14 protein-coding genes are annotated in these 16,775 nt (G+C 74.4%); 6 read left to right on the top strand and 8 right to left on the bottom strand.

The window, feature by feature from the left end; genetic code table 11:
* Positions 1–25 precede the first annotated feature (25 nt).
* Positions 26–499 carry a VOC family protein gene (locus ACWDCZ_RS10960; protein WP_049650575.1) on the bottom strand — a complete coding sequence of 158 codons (474 nt, stop codon included), beginning with the start codon at positions 497–499 and terminating at the stop codon, positions 26–28.
* 148 nt (positions 500–647) lie between these two features.
* Between ACWDCZ_RS10960 and ACWDCZ_RS10955 the strand changes: the two genes are divergently transcribed.
* The gene (locus tag ACWDCZ_RS10955; protein WP_449815774.1) at positions 648–1,958 is read left to right on the top strand and encodes a hypothetical protein; all 1,311 of its coding nucleotides are present in this window, start codon (positions 648–650) and stop codon (positions 1,956–1,958) included.
* A 177-nt stretch (positions 1,959–2,135) separates the two neighbouring features.
* Positions 2,136–3,626, top strand: a complete 1,491-nt coding sequence (locus tag ACWDCZ_RS10950; protein ID WP_449815773.1) for an alkaline phosphatase PhoX — start codon at positions 2,136–2,138, stop codon at positions 3,624–3,626.
* A 36-nt stretch (positions 3,627–3,662) separates the two neighbouring features.
* On the opposite strand, the gene ACWDCZ_RS10945 is transcribed toward ACWDCZ_RS10950, so the two are convergent.
* Positions 3,663–5,264 (bottom strand): PucR family transcriptional regulator, encoded by a 1,602-nt coding sequence (locus ACWDCZ_RS10945; protein ID WP_449815772.1) that lies wholly within the window; start codon positions 5,262–5,264, stop codon positions 3,663–3,665.
* 388 nt (positions 5,265–5,652) lie between these two features.
* Between ACWDCZ_RS10945 and pruA the strand changes: the two genes are divergently transcribed.
* Positions 5,653–7,281, top strand: a complete 1,629-nt coding sequence (gene pruA, locus ACWDCZ_RS10940; RefSeq protein WP_049654997.1) for an L-glutamate gamma-semialdehyde dehydrogenase — start codon at positions 5,653–5,655, stop codon at positions 7,279–7,281.
* Between the two features lie 161 nt (positions 7,282–7,442).
* Positions 7,443–8,372, top strand: a complete 930-nt coding sequence (locus tag ACWDCZ_RS10935; RefSeq protein WP_049654995.1) for a proline dehydrogenase family protein — start codon at positions 7,443–7,445, stop codon at positions 8,370–8,372.
* A 65-nt stretch (positions 8,373–8,437) separates the two neighbouring features.
* Here ACWDCZ_RS10935 and ACWDCZ_RS10930 read toward each other — a convergent pair whose 3' ends face one another.
* Complete coding sequence (locus ACWDCZ_RS10930; RefSeq protein WP_049654993.1) at positions 8,438–9,031, bottom strand: Uma2 family endonuclease; 594 nt, start codon at positions 9,029–9,031, stop codon at positions 8,438–8,440.
* Positions 9,032–9,180: 149 nt separating this feature from the next.
* Between ACWDCZ_RS10930 and ACWDCZ_RS10925 the strand changes: the two genes are divergently transcribed.
* A complete protein-coding gene (locus ACWDCZ_RS10925; RefSeq protein ID WP_049654991.1) occupies positions 9,181–9,873 on the top strand; it encodes an RraA family protein in 693 nt (230 codons plus the stop codon).
* 17 nt (positions 9,874–9,890) lie between these two features.
* Here ACWDCZ_RS10925 and ACWDCZ_RS10920 read toward each other — a convergent pair whose 3' ends face one another.
* The 4 genes from ACWDCZ_RS10920 to ACWDCZ_RS10905 all read right to left on the bottom strand — a co-directional run bounded on the left by ACWDCZ_RS10920 (position 9,891) and on the right by ACWDCZ_RS10905 (position 14,244).
* The gene (locus ACWDCZ_RS10920) at positions 9,891–10,415 is read right to left on the bottom strand and encodes an N-acetyltransferase family protein (RefSeq protein ID WP_449815771.1); all 525 of its coding nucleotides are present in this window, start codon (positions 10,413–10,415) and stop codon (positions 9,891–9,893) included.
* Between the two features lie 59 nt (positions 10,416–10,474).
* Positions 10,475–11,440, bottom strand: coding sequence for an SGNH/GDSL hydrolase family protein (locus tag ACWDCZ_RS10915; protein ID WP_449815770.1), 966 nt, complete (start codon positions 11,438–11,440; stop codon positions 10,475–10,477).
* A 124-nt stretch (positions 11,441–11,564) separates the two neighbouring features.
* Complete coding sequence (locus ACWDCZ_RS10910; protein ID WP_074002111.1) at positions 11,565–12,860, bottom strand: TerD family protein; 1,296 nt, start codon at positions 12,858–12,860, stop codon at positions 11,565–11,567.
* 172 nt (positions 12,861–13,032) lie between these two features.
* Entirely contained in the window at positions 13,033–14,244 is a 1,212-nt protein-coding gene (locus ACWDCZ_RS10905; protein WP_449815769.1) for a hypothetical protein, read from the bottom strand.
* A 329-nt stretch (positions 14,245–14,573) separates the two neighbouring features.
* Between ACWDCZ_RS10905 and ACWDCZ_RS10900 the strand changes: the two genes are divergently transcribed.
* On the top strand, positions 14,574–15,074 hold the full coding sequence (locus ACWDCZ_RS10900; protein ID WP_449815768.1) for an SsgA family sporulation/cell division regulator: 501 nt from the start codon (positions 14,574–14,576) through the stop codon (positions 15,072–15,074).
* 30 nt (positions 15,075–15,104) lie between these two features.
* On the opposite strand, the gene ACWDCZ_RS10895 is transcribed toward ACWDCZ_RS10900, so the two are convergent.
* On the bottom strand, positions 15,105–16,541 hold the full coding sequence (locus ACWDCZ_RS10895) for a helix-turn-helix domain-containing protein (protein WP_220450064.1): 1,437 nt from the start codon (positions 16,539–16,541) through the stop codon (positions 15,105–15,107).
* Between the last annotated feature and the right edge of the window lie 234 nt (positions 16,542–16,775).

The following is a 16,775-nucleotide window of genomic DNA, read 5'->3' as shown; positions in this document are numbered from 1 at the left end:
CCCTCCGAGCGCACCGTATGGCGGTCTAGGGAAGGTCCAGTGAGCCGTCCTCGGTGAAGGGGAAGAACGGGTTGTGGGCCAGCTCCCAGAGGTGGCCGTCCGGGTCCTCGAAGTAGCCGGAGTAGCCGCCCCAGTCGGTCGGGACCGGCGGCTTGACCACCACGGCGCCGGCCTCGACCGCCGTCCGCAGCGCGGCGTCCACCAGCGCGGGGGACTCCAGGTTCACCGCGAGGGTGACGCCGCGGAAGGAGGGCTCGCCGGTGGCGGGCACGCCCGCGTCGGCGGCCAGCTCGTCGGTGGGGAAGAGGCCGAGCACCGAGTCGGCGGTGCGGAACCAGACGATCTCCGGGCTGGAGGCGGTGGAGCGCTTCCAGCCGAGCGCCTCGTAGAAGCGGGCGCTCTCGTCGAGGTCGGTCACCCCGAGGGTGACGATGCTGATCCGGGCGGGGAAGGCGCCCTGCCCGGTGCGGTCCTGTGCTGCGTCGTTCTGTGCTGTCATGCCGCCAGGTTAGGGAGGGCGGCTGACAACCGGGCGCCCTGACACGGCCACCACCCCCGTCCGGGGGCCGAGCTGATGACCCGGCAGCTGCGGCCACGTAAGGTGGCGTCAGCGGTGCGGGTGCGAGGTCTCGGGGGTGCGGCACAGGATGATGCGGGAGAGCGGCGGCAGGCACCAGAAGCGGGACGCCGGGCCCTCGGGGTCCGCCCCGGCCCCGGACCGGCCGGTCCGGGAGGACCGTTTCGCCGGGCGGCCCGCGGACCGGTCACTGGACCGGTCGGCCGAGCAGGGTGCCGGTCGGCCCGCGGGCAGGCCCGTCGACCGGTTCGCCGACCAGGAGGAGTTCTCCCGCCGGACCCTGGCGGCGGCCGACTTCCCGGTGTACGGCGTGGCCGCGGGGCAGGCCCCCGCGGGCGGGGTCCCCGTGGACGGGACGATGACGGCCGACGGGGCGTTGGCCGGTGAGGCGCTGGCCGCCTTCGAGACCTCCGGCGGCGAGCTGCGCTGGGTCGAGGTCCAGTGCGGCGACTGGCGCTCGGCGGCCGGCCCGTACGTGACCGTGCGCACCTACCGGCCGGGGGCCGAACCGGGCGAGCGGCTGCCCGAGCTGGAGGACCTGGTCGAGGACGAACGGGACCGCGTCTACGAGCAGTTGGGCGTCGACGAGGGCGACGGGCCGGGCCGGGTACGGGCGTTGCGCGCGTGGATCACGGTGGACGGCGAGCCCTGCGCGGTGGAGGTGCACGAGGACCGGCCGGTGCCGGAGCCCGGCGCCCCGGCGGCGGACGGTCCGGAGCCGGTGTGGGCCGGGCGGCTGCGGGTCGGCGGGCTGACCGTGACGGTGTGCGCGCGCGGGGTGGCCCCCGGCGCGGTGGAGCTCGGCGCTATCGGCGACTTCGAGGGCTGCCTGCGCGGCCGCACCGAGCTGCTGCGCGACCTGGCCGCCCGGCGGGCCCGCCGGGTGCCGGTCGAGGAGCGTGAACTGCCGCCCGCCGTCGGGATGGAGGCGCACCGGGCGCTGATCGCGCAGAGCGTCGCCGAGTCCGCCGCGATCGAGGCGCAGGTGCGGGTGGGGCGCACGCCGAGGCTGCCGCGCGGGCTGCGCGGGGAGGTCGGCGCGGTGCGCTGGGAGGCGGCGGTGCGCCAGCAGATGCGGCTGGCCACCGAGACCCGGGAGGAGGCCGCGGCGGCGGTGACCTCGATGGTGAACCACCTCAACCGGCTGTCCCAGCAGACGCACTGGCTGGTCGGCACGGCGGAGGGGGAGGCGGCCGTCGAGGAGGTCGTCCGGTACACGGTGTTCGCGAGCGAGGTGGCGAGCCTGCCGGCGCAGCGGGCCTGGGCGCAGCTGTGGCGGGAGCGGCCGGGCGGCGGCGGGGCGGGGGTCTGGGAGGAGCAGCGGCTGGCCGAGCAGCTGTGGCTGTCGGCCTGGGAGCAGTGGCGGGCGGCGCGGCGCTGACGGGTCGGGCGGGTCGGCGGGGGCCTCAGTAAAGCACAGGTCATGTGAAGGTCATCGGTCGGCAAATGGCCGCCTGGGCGTGAGGTGGGCGTCATGCCGGGTTCACCCGCCCGGCGGAGCCTGCTGGGCGTCGGCATCCCGCACCGGCGCCCCCGCTCATCCTCAGGAGTTGCTGCCATGTCGCTGTCCCGCCGGGACTTCGTCAACCGTTCCACCCTCGTCGGGGCCGGCGTGCTGATCGCCGGCGGCGCCGAGGCGCTGGCCAGCGCCCCGGGCGCGATCGCCGCCCCGGTCGGCGGCGAGGCCCCGGTCGCCGCGGCCGCCGGGACCAACTCGGCCGGCGGCACCGCCGTCGGCTACGGCCAGCTGGTCCAGGACCCGGCCGGCCTGCTCTCCCTGCCGAAGGGCTTCTCGTACAAGGTCCTCAACCGGGCCGGCGTCACCAAGCTGCGCACCGGCGAGTTCACCCCGAGCAACCACGACGGCACCTCCGCCTTCGAGGACGAGCGCGGCGGCAACCTGATGGTCGTCAACCACGAGCTGGCCGGCGCCCGCGCCAACTGGCCGCACCCGGTGCCGCTGACCGAGGGCCACATCTACGACCCGGGCGCGGCCGGCGGCTGCACCATCGTGCACGCCAAGCGGGACGGCTCGGTCGAGCAGTGGGTCGGCATCGCCGGCACCGCCACCAACTGCGCGGGCGGCGTGACCCCGTGGGGCACCTGGCTGTCCGGCGAGGAGACCGAGGACAAGGCCGGCAAGAACGGCTTCACCAAGGACCACGGCTACATCTTCGAGGTCGACCCCTTCGACGACGACTACAACCGGGACCCGCAGCCGGTGAAGGCCTTCGGCCGCTACGCGCACGAGGCCGTGGTCGTGGACCCGAAGCGCGGCCAGGTCTACCTGACCGAGGACGCCTCGAACCCGAACGGCCTGCTGTTCCGCTGGACCCCGCCGGGCGGCTTCAAGCACGGCCGCTACCAGCTGCGCAAGCTCGCCGCCGACGCCGGTGTGCTGGAGGCCTTCAAGGTCTTCGACGCCCAGGGCAAGTTCGTCGACGACCTCTCCCGCGCCACCAAGGTCGGCACCACCTACGGCGTGGACTGGGTCAAGGTCCAGGACCGCGACGCCAGGACCGTCTCGGTGCGCAAGCAGTTCAAGGACGGCGAGGTCAGCCGCGCCCGCAAGCTGGAGGGCATGTGGTGGGGTGACGGCGGCTTCTACTTCGTCTCCAGCTTCGCCCGTTCGGAGAGCCCGCTCCAGCACGACGGCCAGGTCTGGTTCTACAACCCGGCCCGCCGCACCATCACCCTGAAGGTGCTGCTGGGCGTCAACACCGACGTCTGGGGCGACCACGACAACTTCGACGGCCCGGACAACATCACCGTCTCGCCGTACGGCGGCATCGTGATCTGCGAGGACGGCGAGGGCGTCTCGCACCTGTTCGGCGCCACCGAGGACGGGCTGGTCTACCCGATCGCCCGCAACGAGCTGAACATCGGCACCGCCGAGAAGCCCGAGTTCAGCGAGTTCACCGGGGTGACCTTCTCGGACGACGGCAAGACCCTGTTCGCCAACATCCAGACCCCGGGCATCCAGCTGGCGATCAGCGGCCCGTGGCGCCGGCTGAACGAGCACAAGCGCGGCCAGGGCTACGGCGAGTGACGAACCGTCAGGAATGACCGAGCGGCTGCCCGCGGACTACTCGTCCGCGGGCAGCCGCAGTTGCAGCATCGCCAGCAGCCGCTGCTGCGGCTGGGCGAGGTCGATGCCGGTCAACTGCTCGGCGCGGCGCACCCGGTAGCGCAGGGTGTTGGGGTGGATGTGCAGGGCGTCCGCGGCCACCCGGACCTCGCCGAGCGCGTCCAGCCAGGCCAGCACCGACTCGGCGAGCCGGGTGCCGTGCCGCCGGTCGTACGCGGTGAGCGCGGTCAGCCGCGGGTCGCGCAGGCCGGTGCGCTCCTGGAGCAGCGCGAGCATCTCGCTGACCAGCACCTCCGCCTGGACGTCGATCAGCGCCGCGACGTCGAGGTCCACGCCGCCGCGGCCCATCGCGTCCAGGATGCGGTCCGCCTGCGCGCGGGAGTCGGGGACCTGGGCCAGGCCGTCGACGGTCGAGCCGATCGCGGCGCGCAGCGGGACGCCGAGGTGCTCCCGGGCGGCCGCCACCACCTCGAAGGCCCAGTCGCGCACGGTGGTCATCGGCAGGCCGGGCGGCAGCTCGGGCAGCAGCACGTACACCCGGGACTCGATCGGGGCGAGCAGCGCGGTGCGGTGCCGGGCGGCGGTGTGCACCGAGATCAGGCCGGTGACGTCGGAGCGGTGCAGCACGTCGGTGGTGCGCGCGCTGTAGGCCAGCACGGTGGCCGGGCGGCGCAGGTCCAGGCCGAGGTGGGTGGCGAGCGACTGGGGGCCGGTGGAGCCCTCCAGCAGGCCGGTCAGCAGCGTCTGGGTGAGCCGGACGTCGGCGGACAGCTCCCGGCGGCGGCGCACCAGCTGGGCGGCCGCGACCCGGGCGGCGCCGACCAGGGACTGCTCGGCCAGCGGGGCCAGCGGCTGGGCGCCCTCCTGTACCCAGATGGTGCCGAGCGGCTGCGCCCCGGCCCGGATGCCGACCGCGAGGCGGCGGCGCAGGCCCAGTTCGGGGTGCGGCTCGACCGCGATCGGGGTGTCCGAGCTGCGCAGGTGCTGGAAGATGCCCCACTCGCGGAGCTTGGACAGGTACGGCTCCGGGCCCTGCCAGCCGAGGATGGACAGCCGGCGCAGGTCGTCGACCTCGTCGGAGTCGGAGGAGCGGGAGTAGGCCAGCACCCGGCTGGAGGTGTCCTCGATCGAGACGATGCCGTTGGTGAGGACGGCGACGGTCTGGGCGAGGGAGAAGAGGTCGCCCGCGTTGGGCTCGGGGGCGCCGGGGGCGTCCGGGGCGTCAGGGCCGGCGATGATCGCCCGGGCCAGCGAGTCGAGGTGCTCCCAGCGGGTCTCGCGGCGCACCGAGAGCAGGGCGACGCCCGCGTCGGTGGCGGCCTCGCGCAGCGCGTCGGCCTGGCCGGGGCCGTCCAGCTTCACCGCGACGGCGGCGGCCCCGGCCCGGCCGGCCGCGCGAAGGGCGGGCAGGGCGGCGCGGCCGCGGGCGCCGATCGCGAGCACCAGCTCGCCGGGGGCGGCGGTCGGCGGGTCCTCCGGGTCGAGGATCGCGACGTCGCGCACCGGGACGTCCAGGCCCAGCGGGGCGGCCTGCAGCTCGACCAGCGGTTCGCCGAGGGACATCAGGAGTTGACGGAGCGGCAGGCCGGGGGTGGTCACGCCGGTCCTCCTTCATCCGCTCGGACAACGTTTCGCGGTCGATTTTAGCCGGACGGACAGAGATTCGGCGTGGCCGCCGGACCGCGGCCCGGCGCGCGGGCGCGCCGGGGCCAGCCGACGGGCACCGGCGTGCGAGCCGCCTTCGCGGGCCGGGGGCGTGAGCCCGGAGGCGCGAGGTGGCGCGGGGTGGTGTGAAAGGTGGGGCGATCGGGGACGGTTCGTGACCGCGGCGTGACCGACTTCGTCGGGCCGGACAACGCCGTACGGGGGAATTTAGCCGCGCGGCCAATCAAGTCGCCCGGTGGCCAGGAATAGCGTTCGTGCTGTGGTCGGCGTGCAACCCGCGCCGGCAATCCCCCCGCACTGAACGAAGGAGAGCGTGCGCTCTATGGACGCTGTGACCCAGGTCCCCGCGCCGGTGAACGAGCCGGTCCACAGCTACGCCCCCGGGAGCCCGGAACGGGCCCGTCTGGAGGCCAAGCTGAAGGAGCTGGGCGGCCAGGAGCCGGTTCAGCTGACCATGACGATCAACGGTGAGCGCCGGATGGGCGGCGGCACCGAGATCCACGTCGTCCAGCCGCACAACCACGCGGCTCGGCTCGGCACCCTGCGCAACGCCACCCAGGCCGACGCGCAGGAGGCCATCGACACTGCCCTGGCCGCAGCCGAGGCCTGGCAGGCGCTCTCCTTCGACTCCCGCGCCGCGATCTTCCTCAAGGCCGCCGACCTGCTGGCCGGCCCCTGGCGCGAGACCCTGGCCGCCGCCACCATGCTCGGCCAGTCCAAGACCGCGCAGCAGGCCGAGATCGACACCCCCTGCGAGCTGGTCGACTTCCTGCGCTTCAACGTGCACTTCGCCCGCCAGATCATGGCCGAGCAGCCGATCTCCTCGGACGGCGTGTGGAACCGCAGCGACCACCGCCCGCTCGAGGGCTTCGTCTACGCGATCACCCCGTTCAACTTCACCGCGATCGCCGGCAACCTGCCGACCGCGCCCGCGCTGATGGGCAACGTGGTGCTGTGGAAGCCGTCCCCGACCCAGCAGTTCTCCGCGCACCTGCTGATGCAGCTGCTGGAGGAGGCCGGCCTGCCCAAGGGCGTCATCAACATGGTGACCGGCGACGGCCTGGCCGTCTCCGAGGTCGCGCTCAAGCACCCGGCGCTGGCCGGCATCCACTTCACCGGCTCCACCGCCACCTTCCAGCACCTGTGGCGCGAGGTCGGCACCAACATCTCCGGCTACCGCACCTACCCGCGGATCGTCGGCGAGACCGGCGGCAAGGACTTCCTGGTCGCCCACCCGTCCGCCGACCCGAAGGTCCTGAAGACCGCGATGACCCGCGGCGCCTTCGAGTTCCAGGGCCAGAAGTGCTCGGCGCTGTCGCGGGCCTACGTCCCCGCCTCGCTCTGGGCCGGCCTCAAGGACGAGTTCGCCGCCGAGGTCGACGGCCTCACCATGGGCGACGTCAGCGACCTGTCCAACTTCATGTCGGCCGTCATCGACGAGCGCTCCTTCGCCAAGAACAAGGCCGCGATCGACCGCGCCCAGGCCGACCCGCAGGTCGAGGTCCTCGCCGGCGGCACCTACGACGACTCGGTCGGCTACTTCGTCCGCCCGACCGTCCTGGTCTGCCAGGACCCGGCCGCCGAGTACTTCAAGGACGAGTACTTCGGCCCGATCCTGGCCGTGTACGTCTACGAGGACGAGAAGTACGAGGAGATGCTGACCCAGATGGAGTCGGTGTCCCCGTACGGCCTGACCGGCTCGATCATCTCCCAGGACCGCGCCGCGGCCCAGGACGCGATGCACAAGCTGCGCTTCGCCGCCGGCAACTTCTACATCAACGACAAGCCGACCGGCGCCGTCGTCGGCCAGCAGCCCTTCGGCGGCGGCCGGGCCTCGGGCACCAACGACAAGGCCGGCGCCAAGCAGAACCTGGCGCGCTGGACCTCGACCCGCTCGGTCAAGGAGACCTTCGTCCCGCCGACGGACTACCGCTACCCGCACATGGGCTGACCAGCCCCCCTGACCAGCCGGCTCGTCCCGTAGCCACCGGTCACCCGCGACGCCCGGTCCCGCAGCCGGGCGCCGCCTCCCGGGGCGGCGGTGCCCCATCCCCGCACCGCCGCCCCGGCCCTTTCTGCCATCCTTAAGAAGCACCAGCTCCAGGAGTCACGATGCTCCGTTCCGCCCTTCTCGCGGCCTCCCGGTCCCCGCAGGTCCGCACCGTGGTCGAGAAGTTCCCGCCGACCCACGCGATAGTCGAGCGCTTCGTCGCCGGTGACGTCCTCGACGACGCCGTCACCGCCACCGACGACCTGATCGCCACCGGTCGCAAGGTCACCCTCGACCACCTCGGCGAGGACACCCAGGACGCCGCCCAGGCCGCGGGCACCGCCGAGGCCTACGAGCACCTGCTCAAGGCCCTCAAGGACACCGGCCTCGCGGCCGGCGCCGAGGTGTCGGTCAAGCTGTCGGCCGTCGGCCAGTTCCTCCCGGTGGACGGCGAGAAGATCGCGCTGGAGAACGCCCGCCGCATCTGCGAGGCCGCCGCCGAGGCCGGCACCACGGTGACCCTCGACATGGAGGACCACACCACCACCGACTCCACCCTCGCCATCGCGCGGGAGCTGCGGGCGGACTTCCCGTGGCTGGGCGTCGTGCTCCAGGCCTACCTGCGCCGCACCGAGGCCGACTGCCGCGACTTCTCCGGCGCCGGCTCGCGCGTGCGCCTGTGCAAGGGCGCCTACAAGGAGCCCGAGTCGGTCGCCTTCCAGGGCAAGCACGAGGTCGACCTCGCGTACGTCCGGGCCCTGAAGGTCCTGATGGCGGGCGAGGGCTACCCGATGATCGCCTCGCACGACCCCAACATGATCAAGATCGCCGGCCAGCTGGCCCAGTGGAACGGCCGCAAGCGGGACTCCTTCGAGTACCAGATGCTGTTCGGCATCCGCCCCGAGGAGCAGCTGCGCCTCGCCGCCGAGGGCAACACCATGCGGGTCTACCTCCCGTACGGCCAGGAGTGGTACGGCTACTTCATGCGCCGCCTCGCCGAGCGCCCCGCCAACCTGACCTTCTTCCTGCGCGCCATGGCCACCCGCGGCTGACCCGGCGCCCCAGGCCACGGCCCGCACCCCTGACGGGGGGTGCGGGCCGTCGCGCGTTGTCGACGTCAGAGGAACGGCTTCGTGTCGAGGTCGAAGTCGAACGGGGCAGGGAGCGCGAGCGGTTCGCCGAAGGCGGCGAGGTGCACCTCGGTGTACTCGTCGCGGTGCGGCTTGGCGAACAGACTGACCTGGGACTTCTCGCGGTCGATGAGGAGGTAGAGCGGGATGCCGGCCCGGGCGTAGCAGTGGCGCTTGGCGATGCGGTCCTGGTCGGGCTTGGCGGAGGTCACTTCCGCGACCATGGCGACGCCGTCCGGTTCCATCCAGGACGGTGCGCCCCGGAAGAGGCGGAGTTCCTCGGGAGCGAATGTGACGTCCGGGATGACGTGGTTCTTCGGACAGAGACCGCCGCTCACGAGGCGGAGGCCCTTGCCTCCGGAAACGCTCATATCGGTCTTGGAGCGCCGGATCACCTGCTTGAGCAGGTGGTTGATGTAGTCCTCGTGATCGCCGTCCGGCGGTGGTGCCACGATGATCTCTCCCTCGACGAGCTCGGCCCGGAAGCCTTCGGGGGAGTGCAGGCTCAGGAAGCTCTCCAGCAGGATGTCCGCCTGCGATGGGGAGCCCGTGATCGGTTGCTCATGCGCCACAGCACTCATGATGCCCCTCCTTCAGGTGGCCGTCACGCTACTGCGGTCCCGGAACGGGTTATGCCGCATATGGCATGGTTTCACTCGATGGTGTGAGTTTAAGTAGGACCTAGGATCTTCCTGCTGGTGAACTGGCTTTTCGAGTGGAGGAGTTGGGGATGCTGAAGGCTTTCGCGGAGCTGTCCACGCCGTTGGTGGCGGATGCCTGTGTGCGGCTCGGGGTGGGGGTGCGGGTGGCGCCGGCGGGGGTGGGGGCGGTGGTGGCCGGGGCCCGGGTGGCGGGGCGGGTGCTGCCGGTGCGGCACTACGGGAGCGTGGACGTGTTCCTGGAGGCGTACGGGGCGGCCCGGGACGGGGACGTGCTGGTGGTCGACAACGGCGGGCGGACCGACGAGGCCTGCATCGGGGACCTCGCGGTGCTGGAGGCGCGGGCCGCCGGGGTGGCCGGGATCGTGGTGTGGGGGCTGCACCGGGACACCCCCGAGCTGCGGGAGATCGGGCTGCCGGTGTTCAGCTACGGGGCGCTGCCGCTCGGCCCGGTGCGGTTGGACGACCGGGAGCCGGCGGCGCTGCTGACGGCCAAGTTCGGGCCGCACCCGGTGAGCGCGGAGGACGTGGTGTTCGCCGACCCGGACGGGGTGCTGTTCGTGCCCGGCGACCGGGTCGCGGAGGTGCTGGAGACGGCCGGCGGGATCGCCCGGACCGAGCGCGCGCAGGCCGCCCGGATCGCCTCCGGGGACACGCTGCGCCGGCAGACCTCCTTCGAGGAGTACCTGGAGCGGCGCGCCGCCGACCCGGCGTACAGCTTCCGGCGGCACCTGCGGCGGATCGGCGGGGCGATCGAGGAGTAGGAGCAGGGGTAAAGGCCTTACAGCTTCCGGTACATGACGTGCAGGCCGACGTAGCCGTCCACGGGGTGGTCGAAGGCCTCGGGGACGGTGCCGACGACCTCGAAGCCGAGCGACTCGTAGAGCCGCACGGCGTGGTGGTTGTTGGCGACCACGGCGTTGAACTGCATGGCGCGGAAGCCGGAGCGGCGGGCCCAGTCGAGGGTGTACTCGACCAGGGCCCGCCCGATCCCCCGGCCGTGGTGGGCCGGGTCGACCAGGTAGCTGGCGCTGGCCACGTGCGAGCCGTTGCCGGGGCGGTTGCGGTTCATGTTGGCGGTGCCGAGGATCCGCCCGTCCCCGTCCACCGCGACCACCGTGCGGTTCGGGGCGGCGAGCATCCACCACTCCCGGCCCAGCTCGGAGGACATGTCCAGGGGGTAGGGGAAGGTCTCGCCGGCGGCGACGACGGTGTGGAAGAACGGCCAGATGTCCGGCCAGTCCTCGGGGACGGCTTCGCGGATGCGGACGGGAGCGGGCACGGGCGCGGGCGTGGGCAGGGGCATCGGACCAGGATGATGCTCGAGGGGTGGGCGGGCCAGCGGTTTTCGGTCGGAGCGGCCGGTCAACCGCCGAGGACGGCCTTCTCGACCAGGGCGGCGGTGTGCGCCTGGCCGGTGGCGTTGGGGTGCATCACGGCGTACTCGAGGGGGAGGACGCTGGTCAGCACGCCGTCCAGCCAGTGGTCGGCGTCGCAGACGCTGTGGCCGGCGCTGGCGGGGTAGAGGTCCACGAAGGTGTCGCCGTGGGCGGCGGTGCTCCGGGCGACGAGCGCGTTGAGCGGTTCCACGATCGCGGTGCGGGCCCAGACGAGGTCGCCGCCGGTGAAGGTGCCGAACTGCAGGAGGTTGCCGAACTGGCAGAGCCCGGCGTTCTCGGGGACGAGGTGCGGGTAGCCGACGGTGAGGATCCTGGCGGACGGGGCCTTGGCGTGCAGCGCGGTCAGCATCCGGTCGTAGCCGTTGCGCAGCCGGGCGAAGCGGTCGGGCAGGCCCGCGTCGAACTTGTCCTTGCAGGGCGTGCCCCGGCCGAGCTGGACGGCGCCGAGTTCGATGCAGCTCTTGAGGATCTCGGCGAAGCCGAGGTCGTTGCCGCCGATCCCGACGGTGACCAGGCCGGTGGCCGGGTCGACGGCGTCGATCTGCGGCGGGACGGGCGGGTAGGGGCCGTTCGGGTCGGTGCCGAGCGGCGGGAGCGGGCGGCCGAGCGGGGCCTGCGCGGTCACGTCGACGCCGTCGGTGGTGGCGCCGCTGCAGCTGACGTTCCGCAGGTCGGCCAGGGAGCCGAGGTCGCGGCGGATGATCTCGGGGTAGGAGTCGACGGTCCGGGCGCAGCCGTCGCGGGGCGCGGTCTCGTCGCCGGTGGCCTCGATGACCCCGGCGGTGTAGGAGTCGCCGAGGGCCGTCCAGCTCAGTGCGCCGGCGCGGGTGCCCGGCCGGGCGGCGGCCTGGGAGGTGGTCGGGGTGATCAGCCCGGCGGCGAGCACGGTGGCGGTGCCGGCGACGGCGAGGCGGGACAGGAAGCGTGGCACGGCTCTCCTCCTGGGGATAGGGGGAGAGTGCGGTTTCACCCTCCTGAGAGTCAATCGAGTCGCTCTGTGGACGACTTGATGCCTCGGGAGGGTGAAACCACGGGCGGGACGGTGACGCCGGGTGTCAGAGCGTCGCGGCGGCGGGCTCGATCATCGCCCGCGCGGTCTTGCCGTCGACGTACTCGCCGAGCGCCGTCATCTCCCACTCGCCGCCCGGGCGGCGGACCAGCTTGCACATCATCACACCGGTGTGGGGCTCGGAGTTGGTGAGGTCGAAGCGGACCAGCTCCTCCTCCGTCCGGGCGTCCAGCAGGCGGCAGTAGGCGTCGCGCACCTCGGTGAACCTCTGGCCGGAGAAGGAGTTCACGACGAAGACCAGCGCGTGGACCTCGGCCGGCAGGCCCTCCAGGTGGACGGTGATCGCCTCGTCGTCGCCGCCCTCGCCGCCGACCAGGTTGTCGCCGGAGTGGGAGATCGCGCCGTTGAAGATGCTCAGCTTCATGAACCAGGCCGTCTCCAGCCGCTTGTGGCGGGCGTCGAAGGCGAGGCAGGAGGCGTCCAGGTCGATGTCGCGGCCGCGGGCGGCGGACTTCCAGCCGAGGGCCATCCGGACGGAGGAGAGGAAGGGGCGGCCGTTCTTGACCAGGGAGACCGAGCTGCCCTTGACCAGGTTGACCCGGCCCTTGTCCAGGGTGACCTTGCCGGGGGCGGCCGGGGCCGGGGGCGCGGCGGGCGCCGGGGGAGCCGCGGGCGGGGCAGGGACGGCGGTCTGGCCGGTGGCGAGGGCGATCCGCGGGTCGATCGGGGAGGCCGCCGGTGCGGGCGGCACGGGCGGGGCGGCCGGCGGGGCCGGGAGCTGGATGGTCCGGTCCATCGGGGCCGGCGGTGCGGCCGCTGCCACCGGGGCGGCGGGCGCGGGGGCCGGGGAGTCGTCGACGGTGACGCCGAAGTCGGTGGCGATGCCCGCGAGGCCGTCGGCGTAGCCCTGGCCGACCGCGCGCACCTTCCAGGCGCCGCCCCGCTGGTAGACCTCGACCACGATGAGCGCGGTCTCCAGGCCCAGCCGGGGCGGGGTGAAGGTGACCAGCACCTCGCCGGTGTCGGCGTCGCGGACGGTGGCGGTGGGCTCCGTCCCGGCGAAGGTGGAGACCTGGTCGGCGGGGCTCGCGGTGACCACGATCTTGGTGATCCCGGCCGGGACGGCCCGGGTGTCGACGGTGATCGCGTCGGGGGTGCCGGCGGAGGCCGGGCGGTGGCTGACGCCGGGGCCGTTCGGGGCGTTGAAGAAGACGAAGTCGTCGTCCGAGCGGACCTTTCCGGCATCGGTCAGCAGCAGGCCGGAGACGTCCAGCGCCTTGGGCGCGGTGACCTCGACGGTCACTCGCGCGGCGGTCAGCGGTGCGTTGCCGCCTTGGGTCAGGACGGTGGGCACGGACTCCTCCTCGGGTGCGGAACGGCGGCCCGGCCGGGGCCGTTGGGGGCGCCGGGCCGGGTGCTGCCCACAGTAACGAACGAGGGTGCGGGGATGCGCCCGTCCGGCGGGCCCGGCTGTCGGATCGTCGGACGATCGTCCGCTCCGGGCCGTCGGCGGCTCAGCGGGCCGCGGCGGTCGGGGTCGCGGCCGGGGTGGTGGCCGGTGCGGCGAGCGGCGTGGCGGCCGGGCTGCCGGGCGCGTACGGCTCGGCGGACGGCGGCGGCGGAGGCGGGCCGAAGGAGCCGAGCGCCGCGACCGCGCGGGGGCGGTCGAGGGCGAAGGCGGAGACGCTCCAGCTCTCCGCCGGGGCCGACTTGCGCACCACGGCGGACGGGTCGGCCGCCGGACGGGCGCCGCGGACGCCGAAGGTGTAGTGGCCGGGCCGGACGTCGGTGCCGGGCGGGGTGGTGAAGCGGTAGACGAGGGTGCCGCGCTCCTGCTGGACGGTCACCACGGCGCCCGGCAGGTCGGTCCAGGCGGAGCCGGGGCCGGGGGCCGACTCGCCCGGGACGAGCCGGAACTCGGCCTGGAACGCGGTGACCGGCTCGGTGGCCGCGAGGGTGAGCTGGTGGCGCAGGCCGTCGCGGCCCAGCGGGGAGACCCGGGCGGCGCCGGTCAGCGCGTGGTCGGTGTCCGCGCTGTCGTCGGTGCCATCGGTGCCGTCGGTGTCCGGGGTGCCGCCGGTGTCCGCCGCGTCGTCGGTGTCGGGGACGGGCAGGGCGGGCGGCGGCGCCGGGCGGCCGGGGGTGGGCGGGCCGAAGCCGGGCTGCTTGGCGCCCGGGGCCGGGACGGAGACGGAAGGGGAGGGCGAGGGGCCGGCCGGGGCCGTGGCGCCGAGCAGCCCGGCCTCGGTGCCCGCGAGCTGGGTGCCTGAGGCGGGTGCGTCCTGCCCGGCCGAGGCCTGGCCGCCGGTCTGGGGTGCGCCCGGGACCGTCGCGCGGGGCGCGGGCGGGGAGGCGGCGACCGGGGGGTCCACCGAGCGGTGCGTGGACGGGTGCGTCGAGGGCCGGTTCGCGGCGGGGGAGGACGACGGGCCGTCGGTCGGGGTCTGCGCCGAGACCGCCTCGGCCTCCTCGGTGGCGGCCGGCGTGGGCGGCGGGGTGCTGCCGACCCGGGCGACGCCGGCCCGGCGGCCGATCCCCTGCTGTTCGTTGAGCAGCAGGGTGGTCGCGATGCTGATGCCGACCACGGTGGACATCGCCATCGCGGCGCCGGAGAAGCGCAGGGTGGGCAGCCGGAACAGGCCGCCGAACGGGCGCGGCCGCCCGTGCCGACCCTGCCGTGCGGGCTCGTGCTGCACGTCCCGCGCGGTGTCCTCGCGCACAGCCACCGGACCCCTCCCTCCCCGAAGCCGCCGTCGCGTCGCCGTATTCTCCCACGCGCCGCCGCCGGGCCCGGCTCCGGCCGCGGAGGGCCGGTTCCACGCGGGCCCGCGTGGGGAGAGGGGAGAGCGTACCAGCGGACGGCCGCGGCCCGGTCGCACCCCCTCCACTTCGCGGACATCCGTGCGCCACACGGAAGTTGACGCTCCGTCTGATAAGCGCCGACAGGGGAAGGAAGGCCCGGCCGGGGGTTATTGCAACCCCCTTGCAACCCTTGCCCGCCGTACCGGGCGTGACGCAGGCTGAGGGCATCCCACGCCGTCCCGGAGAGACCGTCATGCCGTCCGACCCGCTGTCCGCAGCCTCCAGTGCACCCCTCGCCGCCACCCCCACGGGCGGCGATGGGGAGGTCTCCACCGCCGCTCCGGCGGCGGTGGAGGAGGTGCTGATCCTGCGGATCTCGCTGGGCGAGGAGGTGGTCGGCGAGGTGCGCACCCGGTTCCGGTTCACCGCCGAGCGCCCGTACGAGGTGCTGCTGACCTTCCACCTGGGGCGGCCGGACGAGGCGGACTGGGTGTTCTCGCGCGAACTGCTGCGCGACGGCCTGCGCGCGCTGAGCGGGCAGGGCGACGTCAAACTGTGGCCGGCGTACTGCCCGTGCCACGGCTCGACGCTGCACCTGGCGCTCGAATCCCCGCACGGCAGCGCGCTGCTGGAGGCCTCCAAGCCCCGGGTGCAGGCCTGGCTGGACCGCACCTACGCGCTGGTCTCCGAGCACCAGGAGCGCCACTGCGGCCCCACCGACGCCGAGCTGGCCGCGCTGCTCGCCGAGGGCTGAGGCTCCGCCCCCGGAAGCCGGGACAGACCGTCAGCGGCGCTCCGGCGGCCCGGCGGCGCACGGCGGCGCGAGGGGCGGCGCGCCGGGCAACCGGGCCGTCCCCGCCGCCAGCGCGGCCCGCAGCCGCCGGACGGCCGGGGCCGAGGAGGCGGGCAGCAGGTCGTACGGGTCGTCCGGCCCGTCCACGCTGACCAGCACCGACTCGGCGATCCGGTACGGCCGGTGGGCCAGCAGCCCGCCCAGGTAGCGGCGCAGCCGGGACAGCTCGGCGCGGACCGTCACCGTCCGGCCCGCGTCGCCGAACAGCGCCTCGGCGAGCTGGGCGGCGGTGCTGCCCTCGCGTCCGGTGGCGAGTAGGAGCAGCAGTTCGGCGTGGCGCGGGCTGAGCGGGTGCGACCAGCTGTCGGCCGCGCCCCGGACGGACAGCTCGGGGCGGTCCGGGCGGCGCAGGTCGAGCCGCAGGTGGGCGCCCTCGGCCTGTTCGGCGGTCACCGTGCCGGAGCCGTCCTCCTCGGGCGGCCGGACCGGGCGCACCAGCCAGCCGTCGGCGAGCGGCTCCAGCGCGCACTCGCCGAGGCCGGGCACCCAGTGCACGGTGGCCGGGGTCCAGCCCTCGCTGGGCACCCGGAGCCGGCTGGGCGGCGGCAGCCCGGCCGCGGCGGCGGTCCAGCCGGCCGCGTCGACCACCAGCGCCGGGCCGCCGACCCGGGCGAGCAGCGGGGCGGCCAGGGCGCGCAGCTGGTGCAGCGCCTCCAGCCGGTGGGCGCGCAGCTCGGCCTCGGCGAGCCGGGCGGCGGTGGCGGTGAGCTGGATCAGGAACGGGCGGACGCTGTGCGCCGGGCCGCTCAGGTTGATGGCGCCGACCAGCCGTCCGGTCCCGGGGTCGCGCACCGGCGCGGCCACGCAGGTCCAGGCGTGGTGGCTGCGCAGGTAGTGCTCGGCGGAGTGGACGTGCATCGGGCGCCGGGCGCGCAGCGCGACCGCGATGCCGTTGGTGCCGACGCTCTCCTCGATCCAGCGGGCGCCGGTGATGAAGCCGATCCGGTCGGCGCTGCGGCGCAGGCCGCGTTCGCCCTCCTGCCAGAGCACGTGGCCCTCGGCGTCGGCGACGGCCAGCAGCAGCGGGGCCGCCCCGCCCACCTCCAGCAGGGTCTCGCGCAGCACCGGCAGGACGGCGTCGAGTCCGCTGGTGCGGCGGCGCTGTTCGATTTCGCCGGGGCCCAGCAGGACGGCGGCGGCGCCGGTGTCGGGGTCGAGGCCGAGGCGGCGCAGCCGGGCCCAGGAGTCGCCGATCTCGGGGCGGGGTTCGAGCAGGCCGGGGCCGCCGGTCTCCTCGGTGAGGGCGGGAACGGCCAGTTCCCGGGCGGCGGCGTCGGCGAGGGTGCGGTCGTGGACCTTGGCCAGCTCCGACGCGGTCGGCGGGGTGCGGCGCTCGGGTCGTCGGGACTGCCGTCCGGTCTGCCGCACTCGCTTCGCTCCTCGCCGCCGTTCGAGGACGCGTCGGGGCCGACGCGCTGACGAAAGCGTACGGGGGCGGTGGGCCGCTGGGGATGGGGTCGGGCAAGTCGGCATACCGGGCGGTATGCAGAACGGTCTGGCTGCGCCAGGCCGAGGCGCTGGAACCGGCCGTCACGCACCTGATCGACGGCGCCGACGAACCCGGCGACGGCGCGTTCCCCGTGGTGTCGCCCCGCGACGGCC

This window comes from Kitasatospora sp. NPDC001225, assembly GCF_053597855.1.
The sequence above is the reverse complement of the archived record's forward strand: the minus strand, read 5'-3'. Positions and strand labels throughout refer to the sequence as shown.